Origin of the sequence: Streptomyces orinoci, from assembly GCF_003121295.1 — a bacterium.
Taxonomy (GTDB): domain Bacteria; phylum Actinomycetota; class Actinomycetes; order Streptomycetales; family Streptomycetaceae; genus Streptomyces; species Streptomyces orinoci.
Genome location: NZ_PHNC01000017.1, coordinates 1 through 22,603, shown reverse-complemented (window position 1 = coordinate 22,603; position 22,603 = coordinate 1). Strand labels below are relative to the sequence as shown.

Here is a 22,603-nt window from a genome sequence, read left to right as displayed (position 1 = left end):
GCCAGGTGCCCGCTCAGGGACGCGGGACGCCCTCTCAGGGGCGCGAAGCCACCCGCTCACTCCCCCGCCAGCGACCCATGCACCCGCAGCCGCGCTATCCCCCCATCAGGATGGATCTCCATCCGCAGATGCGTGGCCGTCCGGTCCCCGGGCAGTACGAAACGGTGCACCGTATCCGGCTGGAGCGCCGTACGGGGCAGCAGTTCGGTCCAGCCCTCGGCCCCCTCGGCCGGATCCGCACCGCCACCGCCCGCGTCCAGGGCGAACAGGGCAACCCAGCCCGCCGAGTTGCCCTTGTACTCACTGGTGTCGATCTCCACCGCCCGCGGCACCGACCGCCCGGCCAGCCGGTAACGCACCCAGTCATGCCCCTTGTCCCGGCGGCGCCGGGTCTCCCAGCCCTCGTCCATCCGCCGGGAGCCGCCCGGCCGGATGGTGTTCAGCGGCGAGGAGTAGAAACGGTCCGAGGCGTCCTCGACCATGCCGCCGTTCTCCAGCGCGGCCAGGTCGAAGGTGCCCAGGGCGGCCAGCCAGTCCGGGTCCGGTACGGGACGTCCGTACACCCGCAGCCGGGCGATCCCGCCGTCCGGGAACTGGCTCAGCCGCAGATGGGTCCAGCGCTGCCGGTCCCGCACCGCGAAGCCGTTGGCGGCGTGCCCGCCGACCGGGGTACGGGGCACCAGCGCCGTCCACCGCGTCCCCGGCGCCAGCAGTTCGGCGGGCGAGGGGGTGCCCGGCAGTTCGGTGCCCTCGACGGCCACCGCCTGCGGATGGTTGCCGCGGAAGTGGGCGGTGTCCACCACGATGCCATGCACCACACCCGGCACGCCCAGCCGGATCAGCGCCCAGTCGTGTTCATGGTCCGCGGGGCAGGGGTCACCGGCCGAGCCGCCGCGTCTGCGGCGGGTCTCCCAGCCGTCCATCACCTTGCCCTTGTGGCCGAAGCGCTCGGGGTCGAACCGGGCCGGGCCGGGGAGCAGCAGGTTCTCCCGCTCGGCGAAGAACTCGTCGCTGGCGGCGAGTACGGCGCCGCCCAGCCGCCGGTCGGCGAGGTCGGGCAGCGTGGCGAAGGGGAAGTCGGCCCCCCGGTAGTCGGCGTAGGGGTCACCGCCCGGGTAGGGAGCCGCGTCACCGGTGAAGCGGGGTATGCCGCTGATGCTCGTACCAGTGCTGCTACTGGTGCTCATAGGGCGGGCTGCCTCTCCAGGAGCCGGCCGCAGGGCCGGGCGAAGGTGCCGTGGTGGTGGATCCGGCGGCCGCGCAGCCAGGTGGACCGTACGACGCCGTACAGGGTGCGGCCCGCATAGGCGGTGACCGGATTGCGGTGCTCCAGCGCGGCGGCGTCCACGGTGAACGTCTCCTCCGGGGCGAACACCGCGAAGTCGGCGTCCCGGCCCGCCTCGATGGCGCCCTTGCCGCCGAGGCCGGCCAGCGCCGCGGGGGCGGTGGCCATCCAGCGGGCCACCCGGTCCAGGGGGTGGCCGCGCCGCCGTGCCTCGGTCCACACCGCGGACAGGCCCAGCTGGAGCGAGGAAATGCCGCCCCAGGCCCGGCCGAAGTCGGGCACCTTCAGCTCGGCGGTGCACGGCGAGTGGTCGGAGACCACACAGTCGATGGTCCCGTCGGCCAGCCCGGCCCAGAGCGCCTCCCGGTTGGCGGCCTCCCGGATGGGCGGGCAGCACTTGAACTCCGTTGCCCCGTCCGGGACTTCCTCGGCGGTCAGGGTCAGAAAGTGCGGGCAGGTCTCGGCGCTGATCCGTACGCCCCGGGCCCGCGCCCGGGTCAGCGACTCCAGCGCCTGGGCCGAGGACAGATGCAGCACATGCACCCGGGTCCCATGCCGGGAGGCCACCTCCACCAGGCGGTCCACCGCCCGGTTCTCGGCGGCAGGCGGCCGGGAGGCCAGAAACCCGGCATAGCGCGGACCATGGGGCTCCGGCGCCCGCTCCAGCTGCTCCGGGTCCTCGGCGTGCACAATCAACAGCCCGTCCAGGGCTGCGATCTGGGCGGCCACCCGCTCCAGATCGGCCGCCGTCAGAGGCGGGAACTCCTCGACCCCCGAAGGGGAGAGGAAGCATTTGAAGCCGAACACCCCGGCCCGGTGCAGCGGGCCCAGATCGGCGCCATTGTCCGGCAGCGCCCCGCCCCAGAACCCCACATCCACCTGGACGACGCCCTCGGCCGCCCGCCGCTTGATGCGCAGACCGGCCAGGGTGGTGGTGGGCGGGAGGCTGTTGAGCGGCATATCGACCAGGGTGGTGATCCCGCCCGCGGCGGCGGCCCGGGTGGCCGTGCCAAAGCCCTCCCATTCACTGCGGCCCGGGTCATTGATGTGGACATGGGTATCCACCAGCCCCGGCAGCAGGGCATCCGTGCCAAGGTCCTCGACCAGCGCGCCGGGTGGCGGCGCCGCCTCATACGGCGGTACGGCCGTGATCCGGCCCCCCGCCACGGCCACCGAGGCGGGGCGTACGCCCTGGGGCGTGACCACCCGCGTGGAGCGCAGCCATAACTCGGTTCCGGGCACGGCGGTCCTCCCCAACAGCCCGATTTCAACGTTCTGTTGAACAGCGATGCCCCGCAGTCTCCAGAGGTGCCCGGAGCCCGTCAACCCCCGGTGGGTGATCAGCGGCCCTATGTCCCCATTTCCGTAAAGCGAAAGCGGTAGTTCACTCTCACCAACCGAGCGTGAGCCATCGGCCACGGCCCGGTAGGCTGCTCCCACCCCCCATCCCGGAAGGACCCCGCACGTGCCCTCGTCCGCCGAGCCCCGCCCCGTCCCAGCCACCGGAGGCGTCCAGTCCCTAGAGCGTGCCTTCGACCTGCTTGAGCGGATGGCCGATGCCGGCGGCGAGGTCGGACTGAGCGAGCTCGCCACCAGCAGCGGCCTGCCGCTGCCCACCATTCACCGGCTGATGCGCACCCTGGTGGCCTGCGGCTATGTCCGCCAGCAGCCCAACCGGCGGTACGCCCTGGGGCCCCGCCTGATCCGGCTCGGCGAGAGCTCGGCCCGGCTGCTGGGCACCTGGGCCCGCCCGTACCTGGCCCGGGTGATGGAGGAGACCGGCGAGACGGCCAATATGGCGCTGCTCGACGGTGACGAGGTGGTCTATGTGGCCCAGGTGCCCTCACGGCACTCGGTGCGGATGTTCACCGAGGTCGGCCGCCGGGTTCTGCCGCACACCACCGGCGTCGGCAAGGCGCTGCTGGCCCAGGCGCCGGACGACGAGGTACGGGCGATTCTGGCCCGCACCGGGATGCCGGCCGCCACCGACAAGACCATCACCAGCCCGGACGACTTCCTCCAGGCCCTGGCGGGCGTGCGGGAGAGCGGCTACGCGGTGGACGACAACGAGCAGGAGATCGGGGTGCGGTGCTTCGCGGTACCGGTGCCGGACGCGCCGACCTCGGCGGCGATCTCCATCTCCGGCCCGGCGGGACGGGTCACCGCGGAGGCCGCGGAGAAGATCGTCCCCCTCCTGAAGCAGGTCGCCACCGAACTGTCCGCCGCACTGGCCAGCACGGGCGCCCCGTAAGGGGCGCGGGGCGTGCTCCATTTGCGGCTCCGCCGCGTGCGCCCCGTAAGGGGCGCGGGGAACTGCGCGATCAACCACAGACGGCCCGCACCCGACGAACCGGCCGGACATGTGGCGCCCCCTCACGCCTCCGGCGCCCCAGGCCATTGAGGGCACCCAAGGGGCGCGGGGCGGAATCCATGTGCGGCTCCGCCGCGTGGGCGCGATCAGCCACAACGGACGCGCACCCGAAAACGCACGGCAGATCTACGGCCGCGGAGCCGCAGCCGAATCCGCCCCGCGCCCCTGATCGGGGAGCCCCGCAAAGGACTCCACAGCCCCCCGCACCTCACCCAGCGCGGACCCCAGCGCACTGACCGACCCCACCGCCCCGGCCACCAGCAGCAGCGACCGCCGCAGCCGGGACACCTCCGGCGTTCCGGCCCGCACCATCGCGTCCAGCGCGGCCAGTTCGTCCTCGGCCGCGTCCCGGTCGGGTAAGGGCGCCGGATGCGCGGCCAGCGCCCGGCGCAGCCGGGACACCGCCCCGCACAGGGCATCCACCCGTGGATCCGGACCCTCGGTTGGGTTCATCGGCTGCTGCTCCACCGCTACCGCGCCTTCCGTCACGACTCTCCCCCTCCCACGCGCTCGCGCCGATCAGTTAACGCCACCTTCCGTGTGCCGCGCCACACGCACGGCGAAATTGAGGCCGTATGTTCTCGGTCCGGGTGACGAACTGGCATACCCCGCACAAGCTGCCGCGATTGCGATAGGCAGGGGTCCATGGCGCTGACGACGGACACAAAGACGAGACAACGCCCGGTGGCGGGCCTGGTGCTGGCCGCGGGCGGCGGCCGGCGGCTGGGCGGCCGCCCCAAGGCGCTGCTCCCGCACCGGGGCCGTACGCTGCTGGAACACGCCACCACGGCACTGCGCACGGCGGGCTGCGCACCGGTCCACGCGGTGCTGGGGGCGGGGGCGGCCGAGGTACGGGCCGCCCCGCCGGACGAAGTCGTCCTGGTGGACAACCCCGACTGGGCCCGGGGCATGGGCTCTTCCCTCCGGGCGGGGCTGAACTCGCTTGCCGGGGTGGATGTTTCCGCGGTGGCCGTCCTGCTGGTCGATCAACCGCGCATCGGCGCACCGGCGGTGGCGCGGGTCCTGGCCGCGCACCGCTCCGGTGCGGAGCTGGCAGCCGCGGTGTACGGGAAACACCGGGGGCACCCCGTACTGTTCGCCCGTGGCCACTGGCCCCGGATCACCGAGCTCGCCACCGGCGACCAGGGGGCGCGCGCCTATCTCCGCGCCCACGCCGCCGAGTTGACCCTCGTCGAGTGCGGTGACATCGCCGCGCCGGATGACATCGACACCCCTGAGGACCTGGCCCTCCTGGAGCCCTGACGGCCCTGGGACCGCTTTGCGTCCGGCATGTTTCAGGTGCGGGCCGCACATGGCCGGTCGCGCAGTTCCCCGCGCCCCTGATGGGCGCGGCGGAACCGCATACCCCCATGGCGATATTGAACTTCCGCCATAAGAAAAATACCCTCCCACAACACAACCCACCGGCACCCCGTGCCACCCACCCCCAACGCGCCGAAGGAGCCCCATGCCCGCACCGGCCACCGTCAGCCCCGGCACCCCCGCCCTCCCCCGCCAGGAAGAAGTGCTCACCGACGCCGCGCTGGACTTCATCGCCGCCCTGCACCGCCGCTTCACCGGCCGCCGCGACGAGCTGCTGGCACTGCGGGCCCGGCGCCGGGAGGAGATCGCCCGGAGCGGGAGCCTGGACTTCCTTCCGGAGACCGCGCATATCCGCGCCGACCCCGACTGGCGGGTCGCCCCCGCACCCGCCGCGCTGGAGGACCGCCGGGTGGAGATCACCGGCCCCACCGACCGCAAGATGACGGTCAACGCCCTCAACTCCGGCGCCCGGATCTGGCTCGCCGACTTCGAGGACGCCCTCGCCCCCACCTGGCACAACGTCATCTCCGGGCAGCTCAACCTGATCGACGCCCGGGAACGCCGGATCGACTTCACCACCCCGGAGGGCAAGCACTACGCCCTGCGCCCCCAGCGGGAGCTGGCCACCGTGGTGGTACGGCCGCGCGGCTGGCATCTGGACGAGCGTCACCTCAGCGTTGACGGCCGTCAAGTGCCGGGCGCGCTGGTGGACTTCGGCCTCTACTTCTTCCACAACGCCCGGCCGCTGGCCGAGCGCGGCCAGGGCCCGTTCTTCTATCTCCCCAAGACCGAGTCCCATCTGGAAGCCCGGCTCTGGAACGAAGTGTTCCTCTTCGCCCAGGAGCAACTCGGCCTGCCCCGAGGCACCGTACGGGCCACCGTACTGATCGAGACCATCACCGCCGCCTTCGAAATGGAGGAGATCCTCTATGAACTGCGTGAGCATGCCTCCGGACTGAACGCCGGCCGCTGGGACTACCTCTTCTCCCTCATCAAGAACTTCCGTGACGCCGGCCCCCGGTTCGTCCTCCCCGACCGCAATGCGGTCACCATGACCGCGCCCTTTATGCGCGCCTATACCGAACTGCTGGTCCGTACCTGCCATAAGCGCGGTGCGCATGCCGTCGGCGGGATGGCCGCCTTCATCCCCTCCCGCAAGGACCCCGAGGTCAACCGGGTCGCCCTGGAAAAGGTGCGGGCCGACAAGGACCGCGAGGCACGGGACGGCTTCGACGGTTCCTGGGTCGCCCACCCCGATCTGGTCCCGGTCGCCCGCGCCTGCTTCGACGCGGTCCTGGGCGACCGCCCGCACCAGAAGCACCGGCTGCGCGAGGACGTGGCGGTGACCGCCGCCCAACTCCTCGCCGTGGACGCCCTGGACGCCCGCCCCACCCTGGCCGGGCTGCGCAACGCCGTCCAGGTGGGCCTGCGTTATCTGGAGGCCTGGCTGGGCGGCCTGGGCGCGGTGGCCATTTTCCATCTCATGGAGGACGCGGCCACCGCGGAGATCTCCCGTTCCCAGATCTGGCAGTGGGTCAACGCGGGTGTGGTCTTCGAGGGCGGCGAAAAGGCCACGGCCGGGCTGGTACGCCGCATCGCGGCGGACGAACTGGCCGCGATCCGGCAGGAGACCGGGGAACGGGCCTTCACCGCCGGCCGCTGGCAGCAGGCGCACGATCTGCTGCTGAAGGTCGCCCTGGACGAGGACTATGTGGAGTTCCTGACGCTCCCGGCGTATGAACTGCTGGACTGACCAAGCACTGACCAAGCACCTTCTGTCGCCGTTCGGCCACCCCGGCACCCGGTGGGGGTCTACCGTTTCCGGGCAGGTCCACTGGGCGTTGGAGGACTCATGAGTCAGTTGGGGAACGACGGGCTGCCGCCCGAGACCGCCTGCCCGGAGTGCGAGGGGCGGGGCAGGGTGGAGTGGGAGACGCCGGGCGGGCAGCGGACGCAGACCTCGTGCGGCAACTGCATGGGGACGGGCCGGGTGATGGCGTGACGCTGGTCCCCGAGCCCTTCCCGGCCCGGCTGCTGCCGGAGGAGGTGCCCCTGGGCACCGCGCTCTGCCCCCGATGCCATGAGCGGCCCATCAAACTGGCCGGCCAGGAGGTGTGGCTGTGCATCGCCTGCTACGCCCTGGAGCACCAGCACCCGCCCCGGCCGGGCGACCGGTCCCGCAGCTACCTCCCGGCCAACTTCGCCACCCCGGAGTGCCTGGCCTGTGGCAGCGGGGCGGTGGACGCGGACGGCCGGCTGTGGTGGTGCACCTCCTGCCGGCTGTGCACCAGAGTGCGCGGCGAGGGGCGGTAGCCGGGCGAGGGCTCAGGACGCCATGGCGCCCAGGGCCACAAAGCAGCAGATGAGCACCGCCAGTACGGCCAACAGCGGCCAGACGAAGCGCAGATAGCGGTCGTAGCCCACCTTCGCCAGGGAGACCCCGCCCATGATGACGGCGGTGGTCGGCACCCAGAGGTTCATCCAGCCGCTGGCCGACTGCCAGGCGGTGACCGCCAGCGCCCGGGAGACCCCGGCGAAGTCGGCCAGCGGTGCCAGCACCGGCATGGCCAGGGTGGCATGCCCGGAGGTGGAGGGGATCAGAAAGGCCAGCGGCAGATTGACGATATAGACCAGGATGCCGAACACCGCCGCCGAGGTGCCGCTGACCGCCTTCTCGATGGAGTGCAGCACGGTGTCGGTGATCAGGGCGTTGTTCATGATGACGGTGACGCCCCGGGCCAGCACAATGGTCAGCCCCGGAGCGATGAAGTCGCCCGCGCCCTGCACCACCAGCGCGCTCAGCCGCTGCTCGCCCAGCCGGGCCACCAGCCCCACCAGCAGGGCGGCCACGATGAACAGCGCGGCCAACTGCGCGAAGGACCAGTCCAGTTCCCAGCCATAGGGCGCCGCGTCGGCGCTGCCGGTGAGGGCGCTCGCCCAGGGAATCACCGAGAAGATCATAAAGAGGAAGACCAGGGCGACCGTGACCAGCACCGCCCGTTGCAGGCCGGTGAGCTCGGGCGGTTCCTCGGCGGCCGCGGCCAGTTCCCGGTCGCCGGGGAGGAAGCCGGTCAGTGAGCGGCCGGGGTCGGCGCGCACCCGGTGGGCGTACCACAGCACATGGCCGATGGTGACCGCGGTGAGCACCACCCACATGGCGAAGCGCAGCGCGATGCCGTCGCCCAGGGAGATCCCGGCCGCCGAGGAGGCGACTCCGGTGGAGAAGGGGTTGACAGTGGAGGCGAGCACCCCGATGCCCGCGCCCAGGATGATGGTGCCGGTGGCCACCATCCGGTCATAGCCCAGCGCCAGCATCAGCGGCACCAGCAGACCGTAGAAGCCCAGGGTCTCCTCGGCGAAGCCCTCCACCGTGCCCAGCAGGGAGAAGACCGTCATCACCCCGGCGATCAGCAGCGCACCCCGGGCCTTGAGCCGGTGGGCCAGCCGTTCCACGCCCCGGTCCAGGGCCCCGGTGGCGAAGACCACGGTGATAAAGGCGCCGATGGCCAGGACGAAGAGGAAGACCGCGGCGCTGCCGTAGAGGGTGCCGGAGGCGTCCGGTCCGACCTGGCCGGTGGCCGGGTCACGGATCCCGTAGAGGCCGTTGACCGGGGCCAGGTACAGATCCCCCAGGCGGTGAACGAAGTCCCCGGGGGCCGGGGCGTGATGATAGGTCCCCTGGATGGGCTTGCCCTGGGCGGTGCGCCGGTAGACCCCGGAGGGAACGGCGAAGGCCACGGCCCACACCACAATGGTCACAACCGCCAGCACGGTCAGCGCGCTGGGGAAGACAAAGCGCCGCTCGCGCTTGTCGTCGGGTACGTCCACGGTGGGGCCTCTCCGCACATCCGGGCAGCATTGTGCGGAGATTGTTGCCTAATGCGGCATTTCTCCCCAGCCGCCACGCGCGGCCGCCCGGCCGAAGGCCAGGTTGAGCACGACCGCGGTCAGACACCCGGCGCTCACCCCGGAGTTGAGGATGATCCGCAGTGTGCGGGGCACGGCCGGGTCGGCGTAGAAGTCCGCCGAGACCACCGGGATCAGGCCCACACCCAGCGCAACGGCGGCGATCAGCAGGTTGTCCCCCTGGTCCAGGCCCGCCTTCAGCAGCACTCCCACGCCGCTGGCGGCCACCGTGCCGAACAGTACGATGCCCGCGCCGCCCAGCACCGGCCGGGGCACCAGGGCGATCAGCGAGGCGACGGCCGGACTGAGGCCCAGCAGCACAAACATCAGCCCACAGACCGCCACGGTGAACCGGCTGCGCACCCTGGTAATGGCCACCAGGCCGATGTTCTGCGCAAAGGCGCTGTTGGCGAAGCCATTGAAGAACGGGCTGAGGGCGCTGCCCAGGGTGTCCGCGCGCAGTCCGGCGGCGATCAGCGGCGGGTCGGCCGGGCGGCCCACGATCTCGCCCAGCGCCAGCATGTCGGCGGTGGACTCGGTCATACACACCAGCATCAGGATGCACATGCTGATCACGGCGGAGAGCTGGAAGACCGGATGCCCGAAGTGGAAGGGCACCGGGAAGCCGAGCGGGGCGGCATGCCGGGTGGCACTGGTGTCCACCGCCCCGGCCGGTACGGCCAGCAGGGTGCCGGCCACCAGCCCCAGCAGGATGGCGATCTGCCGGGGGAAGCCGCGCAGTACGCGCCGTAACACCAGGACGATCACCAGGGTGGCGCCGGCCAGGCCGAGGCCGGTGGGCGAGGCGGGACGCTCCGGATGCCCGTCCTGGATCCAGCCGAAGGCGACGGGGAGCAGGGTGAGGCCGATCAGGGTGATGACGGTGCCGCTGACCACGGGCGGGAAGAAGCGGACCAGTTTGCAGAAGTGGGGCGCCAGAAAGAAGCCGAGCACTCCGGCGGTGATCACCGCGCCATGGATCACCGGCAAGGCGTGCCGGGGGTCCGGCTGTTGGCCGGCGATGGCCAGCATCGGGGCCACCCCCGCGAAGGAGACACCGTTGACGAACGGGAGCCGGGCGCCGACTTTCCAGAAGCCGATGGTTTGCAACAGGGTGGCCAGGCCTGCGGTGAACAGGCCGGCGCCCACGAGGAAGGTGACCTGCCCTGGGGCCAGCCCCAGGGCGGCGCCCATCACCAGTGGCGGCGCGACGACTCCGGCGTAGCTGGCGGCTACGTGCTGCAGGCCGGTGGCCAGCAGCTGTGTTGGCGGCGGGACTTGATCGACGGGGTGCACGGGCATGATGCGGCTTGCATCCTCTCGCGTTGTGGGCCGCCGTTCGACCGCGGGCGGTTCTCCGCGTCCCTAGCCGGTTGTGGGCAGGCGTTCCGCAGGGCGATGGGGGCACCTCCCAGCGGTAGCTGGGGGAGGGTGGGCACAACCGCCCACCGGGCCGCACCCGGCAACGAAACCGTGTCTGCCAGCGGCCCTTGCCGGTCGGCCGCAGGCCGTGGCTGGCTTGTCGCGCAGTTCCCCGCGCCCCTTATGGGGCACCCAAGCGCCGGGACTCGGCCGCGGCGGCGCGAGCGATAGCGGACTCGTCGGCCGTGAGGAGGCGCCCATCGGCCACCACGGGCCGCCCGTTGACCAGGGACAACCCAACCGGCGCGGCAGCGCCCAGCACCAACGCCGCCACCGGATCGGCAATCGTGGAATGCCCCAGCCCGTCCAGCCGCCACAGCACCACATCCGCCAGCTTCCCCGGTTCCAGCGAGCCCAACTCATCCGCCCACCCCAGCGCTTGGGCGCCCCCATACGTGCCCAGCCGCAACGCCTGCCGCACCGTGAGGGCACCCTCCCCACCCGCCAGCCGGTTGATCAGCAAGGCATTGCGCAACTCCGTATGCAGTTCGCCGGATTCATTGGAAGCGGTTCCATCGACTCCCAGCCCCACCGGAATCCCCGCCGCCAGCATCGCCGGAACGGGCGCCGTCCCGGCGGCCAGGCGGGCGTTGGAGGACGGGCAGTGCGCCACCCCCGTACCCGTGCGCGCGAAGGCCGCGATATCGGAGTCGTTCATATGGACACAGTGCGCCATCCATACGTCCTCCCCCAGCCACCCGGTGGACTCCAGATACTCCGTGGGCCCCATGCCGAACCGCTCCTTGCAGTAGCGCTCCTCCTCCACCGTCTCCGAGCCATGGGTGTGCAGCCGCACCCCCTTGTCGCGGGCCAACTCCGCACACTGCCGCAGCAGTTCGCTGCTGACGGAGAACGGCGAACAGGGCGCGACCGCGATCCGCAGCATCGAGCCGGGCGAGGGATCGTGGTAGGCGTCGATCGCCCGCTCGGTGGCGGCCAGTGCCTCGTCCAGCCGTTCCACCGCGAAGTCCGGCGGCAGCCCGCCGTCAGATTCACCGAGGTCCATCGACCCCCGGGTGGCGTGGAAGCGTACGCCCAGTTCCCCGGCGGCACGGATCTCGGCGCCCAGCAGGTCCCCGCAGCCCTGGGGGAAGACATAGTGGTGGTCGGTGCTGGTGGTGACCCCGCCGCGCATCATCATGGCCAGTGAGCCGCGCGCCGCCTGGTACACCATGGGCTCGTCGATCCGCGCCCAGACCGGGTAGAGCGCCTTCAGCCAGTCGAAGAGACCGGCGTTCTGCGCCAGTCCCCGGGTGAGCCACTGATAGAAGTGGTGGTGGGTGTTGACCAGTCCGGGAGTGGCGAGGTGGCCGCGGCCGTCCACCCGGCGCGTGACCTCGGTCAGCCCCTCCGGGGCGGGGCCCGGCCCCAGGGACTCGATCCGGTTGCCGGCGATGACGATATGGCCGTCGGCGTACTCGGTGTCCCGGGCATCGACGGTGGCGATGGCGCAGTGCTCGATGACGGTGCGGGTGATGGGTGAGGCCATGGGGGGTCCTTAGAGGTTGGTCAGGTCCACCGGTATGCCCGGTTCGGCGCCCTCCCGCAGGACGGTCGCCTCGATCAGACCGTAGGGGCGGTCGGCCACGTAGTAGACCTCGTTGTCGTTCTTGAGCCCGAATGGCGCCAGATCCACCAGGAAGTGGTGTTTGTTGGGCAGGGACAACCGGATCTCCTCGACCTCGGGCCGCTGCCCGATCACCCGGGAACCCATCGCATACAGGGTCTGTTGCAGGGAGTAGGAGTAGGTCTCGGCAAAGGCGTGCAGCAGCAGTTCGCGGGTGCCCCGGTAGCAGGCGTCCCAGTCGGCGTCCGTACGCCCGTACCGCCAGCGGGCGTTGACCTCGGTGGCCAGCACGCGGTCGGTGGTCTCCTTGAGGGTGGTGTAGCGGTCCTTGATATAGCCATGGAATTCCGAGCCGGTGGAGTTGAGCACCACCAGGCCCTTCAGCCCGGCGACGATCTCCAACCGCTCACCGTCGAAGGTGATCTGCGCAGTACGGGTCTCCTGGCCGGAGCGGACGAAGGAGTGCCGGGCGGTGCCACAGCCGGGAGCGTCCACCCGCTCCCAGGCATACTCCTCGATGCGGATCCGGGCGGTGGAGATGGCGGACTGACTGCTGACGAAGTGCCGGGCCAGCAGGATGCCGAACTCCTCGGCGGAGGCGATGCCATGCTGCTTGGCGAAGGCGAATACGGTGTTCTTGGTGGTGTCGGTGGTGAGCACATGGGTGTTGGAGCCCCGCAGATGGACCTCCTCCATCCGTCCCGAGAGGGCGACGGAGACACTGAGGTCCTTGAGGTGGTGGACGGCCCCGTCCCGGGTGATGCGCACCACCCGGGTCTCGGCCTTGCCGTACTGGTTCTGGCCGAGCACCGCCGGCCGGGCTGACTCGCTCATCTCTCGCTAGCTCCCTCGGTATACGGAGTAGCCGAAGGGGCTGAGCAGCAGCGGCACATGGTAGTGCTCGCCCGCTTCGACGGCGAAGACCACCGTGATCTGGGGAAAGAAGCCGGTCCCCGGGAAATGGGCGCCGGCGTCGAACACCAGCCGGGCCCGGGTACTGCCCGCCGGCATCGCCGGCAGGTCCGTACAGCGGCCGTCGGCATCGGTACGCGCCTCCCCCAGCACCGTCCAGGGGTCCTTCTCCCCACCCGCCGCCTCCAGTTGGACTTCAATACCCGCCGCCGGGCGGCCGGCCGCGGTGTCCAGCACATGAGTGGACACCGAACCGCGCGCCAGCAGCCCCGCCAGCCGCAGCCGATTGATCTTCGCCAACTCGGCTCTGGTTACCACCCGTTCGTTCTCGGGGCTGTTGCCCAGCCGCTCCCGGAGAGCGTCCCGCAGCCGCTCGCCACCCAGCCCGCTGGCACAGATCAGAAAGACCTGCCCGAACTTCTCCTGGTAGGCCAGGTTGAGTTCCAGCATCTCGGACCTCAGCGCCTCGGACGCCCCGGCCATCCCGCTCTGCTCCCGCGCGGAGGCCGGATCGCCGGGCCGGGGCCGCCCAATGGGCGGATGCCCGGCCAGCGCCTGCGCCAGCCCGGCCTCATCCAGCCGCGCCACGGCCTCATCGGACGCGGCCAGCAGCGCCGCGACATCACGGTACGGCCGCCGGGCCAGCAACTCGCCCGCCCAGGCGGCACTGGTGCAGATCTCCTCAAGGAACGCGGTGGCCTCACTCTCGCCGGCCGCGTTGAACCGGGCCAGGCCCGGCGTAGGACTGACAGGCACGGGAACCTCCGTGACACTGATCGCTGCGCTCGGACAAGCTGCGCCCAGCCAACCGCTTGGGCCGCACGCCGTCAACAGTTTGTTGAATCAAAGTGCCGGTTCCCACAGCAGCCCCAGCTCGCCGCTGAGCAGACCGGGGCCTCCCGGACCGAGAGGCTAACCCGCCGACCGGGCCAGGCTCTTGACGCCCATCACGAACGCCTCCCAAGAGGGCACCGGGAAGGCCAACACGGGCCCTACGGGCGCCTTACTGTCCCGCACGGGGACGGCCGCAGGCAAAAAATGATCCGTGATCTCGACGCAGTCGTTGGCCATTTGACTGTAGCTGCTTTTACGCCAGACAGCTGAAGTAGTGTCAGGAAAGGTATACACGGAGATTCTCCTCAAAAACTTGCTGAATCAAGTCCCTTGACTCATCCGCTGTCAAGGCACTGTGCCGCAGGTGGTCGTACAGAGCCGCGAAGTCGGCGACGATGCTGGGCTTGGTGATGTACGTACCCTGATCGGCATCTGTTCGGTAGACAATGGTCCGTCCGTTGCGCAGAGTCAACAGCGTTGTGATTCCAGTGTTCGGGATGAGCCCGACACTGCGGAACGGGATCACCTGAAGGCATACATGCGGCCTCGTCATCATGTCCAGCAGATGTGTGAACTGCTCACGCATGACGGCGTGGTCAGCAATTTGCCAGTGAAGCGCCGACTCCTCCAAAATCGCCCAGAACTGTGCCGGATCGGAGGAATGAAGTACCTTGCGGCGCTCAGCGCGATACGCAACCTTCTCGTCAACGTTGCCCCCATAATAGGGAATTCCTTTGCCCAGCAGTGCCCGAGCGTACGCTTCCGTCTGCAAAAGGGCTGGAATTGTATTGGTCACGTGCCGGAAGTGAACTGTCCTGGCCTCGGTTGCGAGGATCTTCTGAGCCCACCTTGCATCGGGATTGTCGTTGAGGCGGTCCCACAGATCAAGCAAGGCACCATTTGCCTCAAGCACATGGTCCAGGAGCTCCGCAATGTCCTTGGGCGGCAGGCTTTCTCCGGCTTCGAACTGTGAAATGCGAGCGTGCGACAGCCACACCTGCTTGCCCAGCTGCGCCTGCGTCCACCGCTTGTGTTCACGAAACTGCTGAAGCGCCAAACCGTAGCGCGCGATGAACGCCTGCGATGGATCAACTCTACGACGGGACACGGTTGTTCGACTCCAAATTTAAGCCTGCCGCTCCTTACACGTTTACACCTGGCGCCGGTACCGCTGCGGGCAGATGCTGAAAGCCGTCTGGCCGCAGCGAGAGTTCGACGCCTACGCCACGGCCAGACAGGAAACACCACCCACGCGATGGTGGGCAGTGCCGGGGTACACAACGCCAGTTACCCGCCCCGCGTGGCCTGAACACACGGAGGCGCGAACGGATGGCATCGTCAATCACCTACCGACCTGGCGCATGGCTGATGGACACGCAGCGCGGCAAGGTCGGGCAGCTCATGGACGAAGACAAGCTCGACGGCGTGGTCTATCTACGGCCGCCGGGTGGTGGTCGCGAATGGACTGTTGAACCGTCGGCGGTACGTCTGGCCACGGACCAGGACTTCAAGGACGCGAACCTGGTCCGCCGCCGCAGGATCAGCTGGGTCGGCGGCCGCATCGTGGACGAGGTCGTCCCCCTGGAGGCGACGTGAAGAGCCTCCCTCCCTACGGGGCCCAACGTGCCCGAACCGGCCGCTGCACCGCTAGGGTGATCGCCGACATGTTCGAAGAAAAGTTGGATGCGCTCTCGCGGATGGCGGCCGAACACACGGCCCTGCCGTTCCCGTCTGGCTTCCGCGGCCTGGACATCGAGGATCAGGACACGGTGACGCTCGACGCGGACGCGTATGGCTACGCCACGAGCGTCCTCAAAGGGCCTATCTCCGAACAGCGCTTTGTAGGTCTCACGCGGCTGGTGGCGGTCTTCGACAAGGTTCTCCCGGCGATCGAGGACGAGTACGCGGCCAGGTACTACAGGCACGTGCGCGACATGGCCGTGCTGGCAGCCGAAATCGACACCCTGCGCGAGAAGTAGCTCTCCGATCAGGAAGGTTCACCCGGCTCGCGGTAACAGCGGTTGGATGTGCGGTGGCGTCCGTCCGATCGTTGGGGGCAGATCGCGCGCCGGGGCAGCACCAGCTCGGTGCGGTTCCGGCGGGCGATGATGCTGCTGGCCTCGGTCGGCGGGAACCGGGTTCCGGTGGCGGGAGGCCGTCCCCGCCTTCTCACTTGGGCCGCCGGCGGGCGATGCCCCCTGCCGCAGCAGTCCGCTCCCGGACTGCGACCGTGGGAGTGCCGGCCCTCACCGCCCCTCCCCACCCTGCCCCGCCCGCTGCTCATCGCGGTAATTGAGGTAGTTGTAGATCGTGAAGCGGCTGACCCCCAGGGCGGCCGCCACCGTCTCCACCCCGCGCCGCATCCGGAACGCCCCGCGTTCCTCCAGGGTGCGCACCACCGACTGTTTGGCCTTGCGGTCGAGTTGGGTCAGCGGCATGCCATGGCGCCGCTCCTGGTCGGCCAGCAGATGGTCCAGTGAGTCGGACAGCCGTGGCAGCCGTACCGCCACCACCTGGCGGCCCTCCCAGGACAGCATCACATCGTCCCGGCCCGCCTCCGCGGGCTCGATCAGGCGGCCGCCCATGGCGTCCACCAGAGGCTTGACCGCCGCACGGAAGAGGTCGGAGGAGGAGGACGAGGAGGAGGTCACGGTCCGTCCCCCTCGATCACATTGAGCTGGAGCGAGATCCGGGTGGCCCCGGCGTCCACCGCCTCCGTCAACAGCCGCTGAACGGCCGTCAGTACGGCCTCCCGGCCGCCCTCGGCGGTGTTGCCGAAGGGGCCGACCTCCACCTCGTCCAGCCCCGCTCCCTCCACGATCCGCCGGGCCACCACCGCATGCGGCGGCGGCCGGTCCAGGTCGAAGGGCTCGGTGGTGAACTCCACTCTCCATCGCGCCATGCCGCCACCGTAGTGCCCGGCCCCACCGTAAGAAACCGGCCAAGGGATGGCGAAGGGGTCCTGGACCGGCGCGGGTTGGCCGCTCCGCACGGCGGCTCTATTCCCTTGCCAGGGGGTGTTTCCGGACAACTTCCGGGCGCTTCTTGCCAGTCAGATGGCCCATTGTTTGAATCGAACACGCAGACGCCGCCCTTTCCGGCGAGGACCGGCGAGGCAACGCATCCACCGACCCCCACCCCTCGCCGACGCCTCCCGCGCGGCCTGAGCTGCTCAACGCCACCTCAGGAGCACACAAGTGAAGCCTTACCTGGAGACCTCCGGTGCCTCCGGAGCGCACACCGCCCCCGCGGACCGCCCGGCCAGCCCGGTCAGCTCGTACACCGAGTGGGACCCGCTGGAGGAAGTGATCGTCGGGATCGTGGACGGGGCCAGCTTCCCCACCTGGCATATGGCCCTGCCGCCGGTTCTGCCCGCCGGTATGCACGAGACCTTCCGCACCAGAGCCGGCCAGCCCTTCCCGGCCGAGCAGGTGGCCGCCGCCAGCGCCGAACTGGAGGAATTCGCCCACATCCTGGAGGCCGAGGGGGTCAAGGTCCGCCGCCCGGAGCCCATTCCGCAGCGCCGTGAGTACTCCACCCTGGACTGGAGCAGCACCGGGATGTACGCGGCCATGCCACGGGACGCCCTGCTGGTGATCGGCGAGGACATCATCGAGTGCCCGATGGCCTGGCGTTCGCGCTACTACGAGTCGCTGGCCTACCGGCCGTTGCTCAAGGAGTACTTCCACGGCGGCGCCAAGTGGAGCGCGGGGCCCAAACCGGAGCTGACCGACGCCCAGTTCGACCAGGAGTGGACCGACCCGGGCGAGGACGGACCCCAGCGGCTGGTGGTGACCGAGTTCGAGCCGACCTTCGACGCCGCGGACTTCACCCGCTGCGGCCGGGACATTATCGCGCAGAAGAGCCATGTCACCAATGACTTCGGCATCGAGTGGCTGCGCCGTCATCTGGGCGATGACTACCGCATCCATGTCTTTGAGTTCAATGACCAGCACCCGATGCATATCGACGCCACCCTGGTGCCGATGGCCCCCGGCAAGCTGCTGATCCACCCCGAGCGGGTGCCGGAGGTGCCCGCGCTGTTCAAGGGCTGGGATGTGATGGCCGCACCGGCCCCGGTGATTCCGGACTCGCACCCGCTCTATATGACCAGCAAGTCCATCAACATGAACATTCTGATGCTGGACGAGCAGCGGGTGATCGTGGAGCGGCAGGACCAGCCGATGATCGACGCCATGAAGAAGTTCGGCTTCACCCCCATTCCCTGCAACTTCCGCAATTTCAACAGCTTTGGCGGCTCTTTCCACTGCGCCACCCTGGATGTGCGGCGGCGGGGCACTCTGCAGTCCTACTTCTAGGACGGCCGGATTCCAGGACGTCAACGGTCCTGCCGCCGGGAGGCGGCAGGACCGTCGGTCAGGGATGCGCAAGGTCAGGGAATGACCCGGTTCCGCAGGTTGTCGCGGTAGGGCCGCGCCCGCCGGTTCTCCGATGCGGTCAGGCGGAATACCCCTTGGGCGGGATCAGTGAGGCGAGTTGGTCGAAGGACAGCCAGTAGATCTGGTTGCCACCGAAACTGGCCGGGTCGGCTATCAGCACCCCGCGGTCGTCGTTGTAGCCGATCACGGTGAAGTAGTGGTAGATCGTCTCGTTGGGATAGCCGGGCGGGTGGTTGTTGGCCGGGGCGACGATATTGGCCACCAGGGCGTAACCACGGTCGATGTCAAAGACGATGTCGCGCCACAGCAGGTCCCGCTGGTCCTGGGTGGGCGGGTCGTTGGGCATCTCCTTGGTCTCGTACCAGCCGCCGCCCAGGTTGTTGTTGAGCACCCGGGTCACCTGGCCGATCCAGTCGGTACCGTTGTCGGTGGTGCCCAGCTGCCCGGCCAGGTCGGCCTGGCTGGGCGCGGCCATCCTGGCCGACAGGGCGATCCTGGTGGCGGCCGGGCCACACCAGTTGGGGGTCTGCTGGACCTGGTAGTCCACCCCCAGGGTGTGGTCGCCCGCGGTCCGCGCGGGAGCCAGCCGGACCGTGGTGCCGGGCTTGACCTTCCCGTCCAGGACGGAGGTTCCGGGCCGGGTGCCATGGGCGGCCACATCCACGGTGACCGGCCCCGCGGCGGGCGCCGCCTGGGCGATCCCCGGTGACACCAGCGCGCCCACGGCGGCGACCGCGATCGCGGCGGACACAAGTCTCTTGCGCACAAAGCCTCCTGGGTAACGGCGCCCCGTCAGGGGCGCAGGGGCACCGGCACCATGCGGCTCCGCCGGGTGGGCGCGACCGGCCATGGACGGCCCGCAGGGACGGATACGTCCATGCCACGGCCGTCCATGGGAAGGTGACGGCTTTCCTCCCCTGGGGTACCACCCGTCACCGGACGGCCGGCATCCGTCCCGTTCCGGATAGGCATGGGGCATCGCGCCAATTCACCGGTGATGGCGGTGACTTACATCCGTCGCCGCGCCTCGGCCACCCCCAGTGACACCACCGCCCCCAGCAATACCACCGTGCCGCTCACCGTGGCCACCGTGAGCCGCTCGCCCAGCACACTCACCGCCAGCACCGTCGCGCTCACCGGCTCGATCAGCATCACCACCGAGGTGGTGGCGGCCCGCACCACGGCGGCCCCCGCGAAGTACAGGGGGTAGGCCAGGGCCGTGGTGACCACGCCGACATAGGACATCAGCAGCAACACCCGCCCCGGATGGGCGGTATGCGGCAGCAGCCCCTCGGCCCAGGCGAAGGGCATCAGCAGCACCGCGCCAATGCCGAAGGCCCAGACGGTCAGGACGTACGGTTCCGCACCGGCACCCCGCCGCCCGGCCCAGCGGGCCAGGACCGTGGCCGCCGCATAGCCCGCAGCGGACACCAACGCCCAGGCGGCGCCCACCGGCTGGACCGTACCGCCCCCGTCACCCAGCAGCAGCACCGACAGCCCGGCCATCGCCCCGCCCACCGCGAGGATCCCGCCGCGCCCCAGCCGCTCACCGAGCAGCAGCCGCCCTCCGGCGGCGGTGAACACCGGGCCCGCGCCCAGGGTGATGATGGTGCCCACGGCCAGCCCGGTCTCCCGTACCGCGCCGAAGTAGGCGGTCTGGAACACGGCCAGGCCCAGCCCCGTACCCAGCAGTACCAGCGGCCTGCGGGGCGCGGCGGCGGTCCGGGGCGCGGGGCGCAGCCGCCGGGCGGCCAACAGCAGCACCAGGCCGCTGAGCTGCCTCCAGAAGGAGACGGACACCGGGCCCAGTTGGCTGGACCGGTAGATGAGATCAACGGCGGCCCCGGTGGTCCCCCAGGCCGCACCGGCCAGGGCCAGACAGGCCAGGCCACGGGATATGACGTTGTCGCGCACTGTGCGTTTTCTCCGCATGCGTCAGAAGTCGGAAGTGTGGTCACGGTCTTCTGAGTGCGGGCACAACCGACCGGCGCGCCGGGCTCATTGGCCTCGGCGCGCGGGTAATGGTGGCGTCCCGCCTAGGCGGCGGGAGGCGCGAGCACGGTCGGACGCATGGCAGGACCCTATCGCCTTGACACATCCGCCGTCTCTCGCCAGCATCAACTTCCGTGGAGCAGAACGGATTTTCCGAATACCGGAATCAGATGGATGTCAATCTCTCCCTCCTCTTCACCGGGCTACCGCTGGCCAAGCGCCCCGCGGCTGCCGCCGCGGCCGGGTTCCGGGCGGTGGAACTGTGGTGGCCCTGGCCCGGGTCACCGCTCCCCCGGCCGCCCCAACTGGACGAGCTGCGCTCGGCGTTGGCCGAGGCGGGCACCCGACTGGTGGCGCTCAACCTCTACGCCGGGCAGCTGCCCGGCCCCGACCGCGGCGCCCTGTCCATCCCGGGGGAGGAGGCCGAGCGCTTCCGCGCCCACCTGGATCTCGCCGCCGGATTCGCCGCCTCGCTGGGCTGCCCCGCGCTCAACGCCCTCTACGGCAACCGGGTCCCCGGCGTGGATCCGGACGTCCAGGACCAACTGGCCCTGGACAACCTGGTACTGGCCGCCCGGGCCGCCCACCGGGCGGGTGCCATGCTGCTGATCGAGGCGCTCAACTCGCGCGAATCACCCGGCTATCCACTGGTCAGCGCCGAGTCGGCGATCGAGCTGGTACGGCGGCTGAACACCATGACCGGACTGGACAACGCCAGATTTCTGATGGACCTCTACCACCTGTCCATGAACGGCGAGGACCTGCCCTCGGTCATCGACCGCTACGCGCCCCTGACCGGCCATGTGCAGATCGCCGACAACCCCGGCCGGGGCGCGCCCGGTTCGGGCCGGCTGGACTTCCCCGGCCTACTCGGCCGGCTGCGCTCGGCCGGCTACCGGGGGTGGATCGGCCTGGAGTACCGCCACCCCGAGGACGGCACCGACCCCTTCGCCTGGCTGGCCGCCCCCGGGCCCGCCCGCCCCTGACCCGAAAGGACCGCCATGCTCCCCCGTGTCGCCTGGATAGGGCTCGGCATCATGGGCTCGCCCATGTCGGAGAACCTGCTCAAGGCGGGATACCCCGTCACCGGATTCACCCTGGAACAGCACAAGTTGGACCGCCTGGCCGCCCATGGCGGCCACCGCGCCCCCTCGGTGGCGGCGGCCGTCGGCGAGGCCGGGGTCATCATCACCATGCTTCCGGCGGATGCCCAGGTGGAGGCGGTGGCCTATGGCGAGGACGGCATCCTGGCCCATGCCCGGCCGGGCGCCCTGCTGATCGAGATGTCCACCGTCGCCCCCCGCACCGCCCGCGAACTGGCGCGGCGGGCCGCGGAATTCGGCATCCGGGTGCTGGACGCGCCGGTCTCCGGCGGGGAGGCCGGGGCGGTGGAGGGCACCCTCTCCATCATGGCCGGCGGCGATCCGGCCGACTTCGAGGAGGCCAGGCCCCTGCTGGCGGCGCTCGGCAGCACCGTCGTCCACTGCGGCCCGCATGGCAGCGGCCAGACCGTCAAGGCCGCCAACCAGCTGATCGTGGCCGCCAATATCCAGGCCTGCGCCGAGGCGGTGGTCTTCCTGGCGAAGTCGGGGGTGGACCCCGCCCCGGCACTGGAGGTGCTCAACGGCGGACTGGCCGCCTCCGCGGTACTCACCCGCAAAAAGCGCGACTTCCTCACCGGTGAGCACACCCCCGGCTTCCGGGTCGAGCTGCACCACAAGGACCTGGGCATCCTCACCGAAGCGGCCAGGGAGGTGGGCGCCGTACTGCCGGTGGGCAATCTGGTGGCCACCCTGATGGCCGCGCTGCGCGCCCAGGGCGACGGCGGGCTGGACCACTCCGCCCTGCTGCGCGGCGTCCAGCGGCTGTCCTCCCCGGCAGGCGGGCGATGAACCGCCCGGCCCCGGTGCCCGCCATGCGGGCGGTGGTCCATATCCTCAAGGACGAGGGCGTGGATGTGGTCTTCGGCTGCCCCGGCGCCGCCATCCTCCCGCTCTACCAGGCGCTGGAAGCGGACGGCGGGATACGGCACCTGATCGTCCGGCATGAGGAGGCCGCGGCCCATATGGCCGATGGCTGGGCGCGTACCAACGGCCGGGTGGGCGTGGCCATCGCCACCTCCGGCCCCGGTGCCACCAATCTGCTCACCGGCCTCTACACCGCTTGCGCCGACTCCATCCCGCTGCTGTGCATCACCGGCCAGGCGTCCTCCGGCAGGCTGCACCAGGAGGCGTTCCAGGCGGTGGACATCGTGGGCATGGCCCGCCCGGTCACCAAGTGGGCCGTCCAGGCCAAGGAGGCCGCCCAGATTCCCTGGCTGCTCCGCGAGGGCTTCCGCACCGCCCGCCGGGGCCGCCCCGGGCCGGTGCTGATCGATATCCCGGTGGACATCGCCCAGCGCGAGATCCGCTACCAGCCGCACCTGGACACCCGGTTGCCGGTGCCCGTGGACGGCCCCCACCCGCCGCAGGTGGCGGCCGCCCTGGAGCTGCTGCTGGCCGCCGAGCGCCCCCTGCTGCTGGCGGGGGGCGGGGTGATCCTGGCCGAGGCGGCCGGCGAACTGCGGGAACTGGCCGAGCACTTGGCGCTGC

Annotated in this window: 25 protein-coding genes; 11 read left to right on the top strand and 14 right to left on the bottom strand. The window is 70.4% G+C overall.

Annotated features, from left to right (window positions below; all coding sequences use genetic code 11):
• Positions 1-56: 56 nt before the first annotated feature.
• Together alc and allB are read right to left on the bottom strand one after the other, a co-directional pair.
• Entirely contained in the window at positions 57-1,187 is a 1,131-nt protein-coding gene (gene alc, locus CV755_RS12760) for an allantoicase (protein WP_109280336.1), read from the bottom strand.
• A complete protein-coding gene (allB, locus tag CV755_RS12755; RefSeq protein WP_109280335.1) occupies positions 1,184-2,527 on the bottom strand; it encodes an allantoinase AllB in 1,344 nt (447 codons plus the stop codon). The genes alc and allB overlap by 4 nt, the downstream gene beginning before the upstream one ends.
• A gap of 223 nt (positions 2,528-2,750) precedes the next feature.
• Between allB and CV755_RS12750 the strand changes: the two genes are divergently transcribed.
• Positions 2,751-3,536 (top strand): IclR family transcriptional regulator, encoded by a 786-nt coding sequence (locus CV755_RS12750; RefSeq protein ID WP_109280334.1) that lies wholly within the window; start codon positions 2,751-2,753, stop codon positions 3,534-3,536.
• Between the two features lie 246 nt (positions 3,537-3,782).
• Here the strand turns inward: CV755_RS12750 and CV755_RS12745 are convergent, their stop codons facing one another.
• Positions 3,783-4,109 (bottom strand): DUF5955 family protein, encoded by a 327-nt coding sequence (locus CV755_RS12745; RefSeq protein ID WP_109280415.1) that lies wholly within the window; start codon positions 4,107-4,109, stop codon positions 3,783-3,785.
• A gap of 192 nt (positions 4,110-4,301) precedes the next feature.
• On the opposite strand from CV755_RS12745, the gene CV755_RS12740 reads away from it, so the two are divergent.
• From CV755_RS12740 to CV755_RS12730, 4 genes are all read left to right on the top strand, one after another.
• Positions 4,302-4,919 carry a nucleotidyltransferase family protein gene (locus tag CV755_RS12740; RefSeq protein WP_109280333.1) on the top strand — a complete coding sequence of 206 codons (618 nt, stop codon included), beginning with the start codon at positions 4,302-4,304 and terminating at the stop codon, positions 4,917-4,919.
• Positions 4,920-5,124: 205 nt separating this feature from the next.
• Entirely contained in the window at positions 5,125-6,732 is a 1,608-nt protein-coding gene (gene aceB, locus CV755_RS12735) for a malate synthase A (protein WP_109280332.1), read from the top strand.
• 99 nt (positions 6,733-6,831) lie between these two features.
• Positions 6,832-6,981, top strand: coding sequence for a hypothetical protein (locus CV755_RS34930; RefSeq protein ID WP_162605215.1), 150 nt, complete (start codon positions 6,832-6,834; stop codon positions 6,979-6,981).
• On the top strand, positions 6,978-7,292 hold the full coding sequence (locus CV755_RS12730; protein ID WP_109280331.1) for a hypothetical protein: 315 nt from the start codon (positions 6,978-6,980) through the stop codon (positions 7,290-7,292). Before CV755_RS34930 ends, CV755_RS12730 begins: the two co-directional genes overlap by 4 nt.
• 12 nt (positions 7,293-7,304) lie before the next feature.
• Here CV755_RS12730 and CV755_RS12725 read toward each other — a convergent pair whose 3' ends face one another.
• From CV755_RS12725 to CV755_RS12695, 7 genes are all read right to left on the bottom strand, one after another.
• Positions 7,305-8,807 (bottom strand): YfcC family protein, encoded by a 1,503-nt coding sequence (locus CV755_RS12725; protein ID WP_241561171.1) that lies wholly within the window; start codon positions 8,805-8,807, stop codon positions 7,305-7,307.
• Positions 8,808-8,855: 48 nt separating this feature from the next.
• The gene (locus tag CV755_RS12720) at positions 8,856-10,187 is read right to left on the bottom strand and encodes a nucleobase:cation symporter-2 family protein (protein ID WP_109280329.1); all 1,332 of its coding nucleotides are present in this window, start codon (positions 10,185-10,187) and stop codon (positions 8,856-8,858) included.
• Between the two features lie 241 nt (positions 10,188-10,428).
• Complete coding sequence (locus CV755_RS12715; RefSeq protein ID WP_109280328.1) at positions 10,429-11,796, bottom strand: 8-oxoguanine deaminase; 1,368 nt, start codon at positions 11,794-11,796, stop codon at positions 10,429-10,431.
• A gap of 9 nt (positions 11,797-11,805) precedes the next feature.
• The gene (gene pucL, locus CV755_RS12710) at positions 11,806-12,708 is read right to left on the bottom strand and encodes a factor-independent urate hydroxylase (RefSeq protein ID WP_109280327.1); all 903 of its coding nucleotides are present in this window, start codon (positions 12,706-12,708) and stop codon (positions 11,806-11,808) included.
• A 6-nt stretch (positions 12,709-12,714) separates the two neighbouring features.
• Positions 12,715-13,542, bottom strand: coding sequence for a 2-oxo-4-hydroxy-4-carboxy-5-ureidoimidazoline decarboxylase (gene uraD, locus CV755_RS12705; protein ID WP_109280326.1), 828 nt, complete (start codon positions 13,540-13,542; stop codon positions 12,715-12,717).
• A gap of 156 nt (positions 13,543-13,698) precedes the next feature.
• Entirely contained in the window at positions 13,699-13,914 is a 216-nt protein-coding gene (locus CV755_RS12700) for a DUF397 domain-containing protein (RefSeq protein WP_109280325.1), read from the bottom strand.
• On the bottom strand, positions 13,898-14,728 hold the full coding sequence (locus CV755_RS12695) for a helix-turn-helix domain-containing protein (RefSeq protein WP_161968677.1): 831 nt from the start codon (positions 14,726-14,728) through the stop codon (positions 13,898-13,900). The genes CV755_RS12700 and CV755_RS12695 overlap by 17 nt, the downstream gene beginning before the upstream one ends.
• Before the next feature lie 221 nt (positions 14,729-14,949).
• On the opposite strand from CV755_RS12695, the gene CV755_RS34925 reads away from it, so the two are divergent.
• Both CV755_RS34925 and CV755_RS12685 read left to right on the top strand, forming a co-directional pair.
• On the top strand, positions 14,950-15,216 hold the full coding sequence (locus CV755_RS34925) for a hypothetical protein (protein WP_109280323.1): 267 nt from the start codon (positions 14,950-14,952) through the stop codon (positions 15,214-15,216).
• A 68-nt stretch (positions 15,217-15,284) separates the two neighbouring features.
• Positions 15,285-15,599: a hypothetical protein gene (locus CV755_RS12685; protein ID WP_109280414.1), complete on the top strand. Its 315-nt coding sequence runs from the start codon at positions 15,285-15,287 to the stop codon at positions 15,597-15,599.
• 267 nt (positions 15,600-15,866) lie between these two features.
• Here CV755_RS12685 and CV755_RS12680 read toward each other — a convergent pair whose 3' ends face one another.
• Positions 15,867-16,205 (bottom strand): helix-turn-helix domain-containing protein, encoded by a 339-nt coding sequence (locus tag CV755_RS12680; RefSeq protein WP_109280413.1) that lies wholly within the window; start codon positions 16,203-16,205, stop codon positions 15,867-15,869.
• Between the two features lie 62 nt (positions 16,206-16,267).
• The gene (locus tag CV755_RS12675; RefSeq protein WP_109280322.1) at positions 16,268-16,522 is read right to left on the bottom strand and encodes a YkoF family thiamine-binding protein; all 255 of its coding nucleotides are present in this window, start codon (positions 16,520-16,522) and stop codon (positions 16,268-16,270) included.
• Positions 16,523-16,817: 295 nt separating this feature from the next.
• Here CV755_RS12675 and CV755_RS12670 point away from each other — a divergent pair, with 295 nt between their 5' ends.
• Positions 16,818-17,939: an amidinotransferase gene (locus CV755_RS12670; RefSeq protein ID WP_241561170.1), complete on the top strand. Its 1,122-nt coding sequence runs from the start codon at positions 16,818-16,820 to the stop codon at positions 17,937-17,939.
• A 139-nt stretch (positions 17,940-18,078) separates the two neighbouring features.
• Here the strand turns inward: CV755_RS12670 and CV755_RS12665 are convergent, their stop codons facing one another.
• Together CV755_RS12665 and CV755_RS12660 are read right to left on the bottom strand one after the other, a co-directional pair.
• The gene (locus CV755_RS12665) at positions 18,079-18,786 is read right to left on the bottom strand and encodes a C39 family peptidase (protein WP_164503286.1); all 708 of its coding nucleotides are present in this window, start codon (positions 18,784-18,786) and stop codon (positions 18,079-18,081) included.
• 242 nt (positions 18,787-19,028) lie between these two features.
• Positions 19,029-19,934 carry a DMT family transporter gene (locus CV755_RS12660; RefSeq protein WP_241561169.1) on the bottom strand — a complete coding sequence of 302 codons (906 nt, stop codon included), beginning with the start codon at positions 19,932-19,934 and terminating at the stop codon, positions 19,029-19,031.
• Positions 19,935-20,182: 248 nt separating this feature from the next.
• Here CV755_RS12660 and CV755_RS12655 point away from each other — a divergent pair, with 248 nt between their 5' ends.
• The 3 genes from CV755_RS12655 to CV755_RS12645 form a co-directional block, all read left to right on the top strand.
• Entirely contained in the window at positions 20,183-20,998 is an 816-nt protein-coding gene (locus CV755_RS12655) for a TIM barrel protein (RefSeq protein ID WP_109280319.1), read from the top strand.
• Positions 20,999-21,013: 15 nt separating this feature from the next.
• Positions 21,014-21,904: a 2-hydroxy-3-oxopropionate reductase gene (locus CV755_RS12650; protein ID WP_109280318.1), complete on the top strand. Its 891-nt coding sequence runs from the start codon at positions 21,014-21,016 to the stop codon at positions 21,902-21,904.
• Positions 21,901-22,603 (top strand): thiamine pyrophosphate-binding protein (locus CV755_RS12645; protein ID WP_277751808.1); only part of this gene is annotated, 703 nt, incomplete at its 3' end. The genes CV755_RS12650 and CV755_RS12645, both read left to right, overlap by 4 nt.

Excerpts from the sequence above, each read along its gene's own strand:
- CV755_RS12650 (WP_109280318.1), top strand. The coding sequence starts at position 21,014 with ATGCTCCCCCGTGTCGCCTGGATAGGGCTCGGCATCATGGGCTCGCCC.
- CV755_RS12720 (WP_109280329.1), bottom strand. The coding sequence starts at position 10,187 with ATGCCCGTGCACCCCGTCGATCAAGTCCCGCCGCCAACACAGCTGCTG.
- CV755_RS12745 (WP_109280415.1), bottom strand. The coding sequence starts at position 4,109 with ATGAACCCAACCGAGGGTCCGGATCCACGGGTGGATGCCCTGTGCGGG.
- CV755_RS34925 (WP_109280323.1), top strand. The coding sequence starts at position 14,950 with ATGGCATCGTCAATCACCTACCGACCTGGCGCATGGCTGATGGACACG.
- CV755_RS12655 (WP_109280319.1), top strand. The coding sequence starts at position 20,183 with ATGGATGTCAATCTCTCCCTCCTCTTCACCGGGCTACCGCTGGCCAAG.
- CV755_RS12715 (WP_109280328.1), bottom strand. The coding sequence starts at position 11,796 with ATGGCCTCACCCATCACCCGCACCGTCATCGAGCACTGCGCCATCGCC.
- CV755_RS12740 (WP_109280333.1), top strand. The coding sequence starts at position 4,302 with ATGGCGCTGACGACGGACACAAAGACGAGACAACGCCCGGTGGCGGGC.
- aceB (WP_109280332.1), top strand. The coding sequence starts at position 5,125 with ATGCCCGCACCGGCCACCGTCAGCCCCGGCACCCCCGCCCTCCCCCGC.
- CV755_RS34930 (WP_162605215.1), top strand. The coding sequence starts at position 6,832 with ATGAGTCAGTTGGGGAACGACGGGCTGCCGCCCGAGACCGCCTGCCCG.
- alc (WP_109280336.1), bottom strand. The coding sequence starts at position 1,187 with ATGAGCACCAGTAGCAGCACTGGTACGAGCATCAGCGGCATACCCCGC.
- pucL (WP_109280327.1), bottom strand. The coding sequence starts at position 12,708 with ATGAGCGAGTCAGCCCGGCCGGCGGTGCTCGGCCAGAACCAGTACGGC.
- CV755_RS12675 (WP_109280322.1), bottom strand. The coding sequence starts at position 16,522 with ATGGCGCGATGGAGAGTGGAGTTCACCACCGAGCCCTTCGACCTGGAC.
- CV755_RS12680 (WP_109280413.1), bottom strand. The coding sequence starts at position 16,205 with ATGGGCGGCCGCCTGATCGAGCCCGCGGAGGCGGGCCGGGACGATGTG.
- CV755_RS12685 (WP_109280414.1), top strand. The coding sequence starts at position 15,285 with ATGTTCGAAGAAAAGTTGGATGCGCTCTCGCGGATGGCGGCCGAACAC.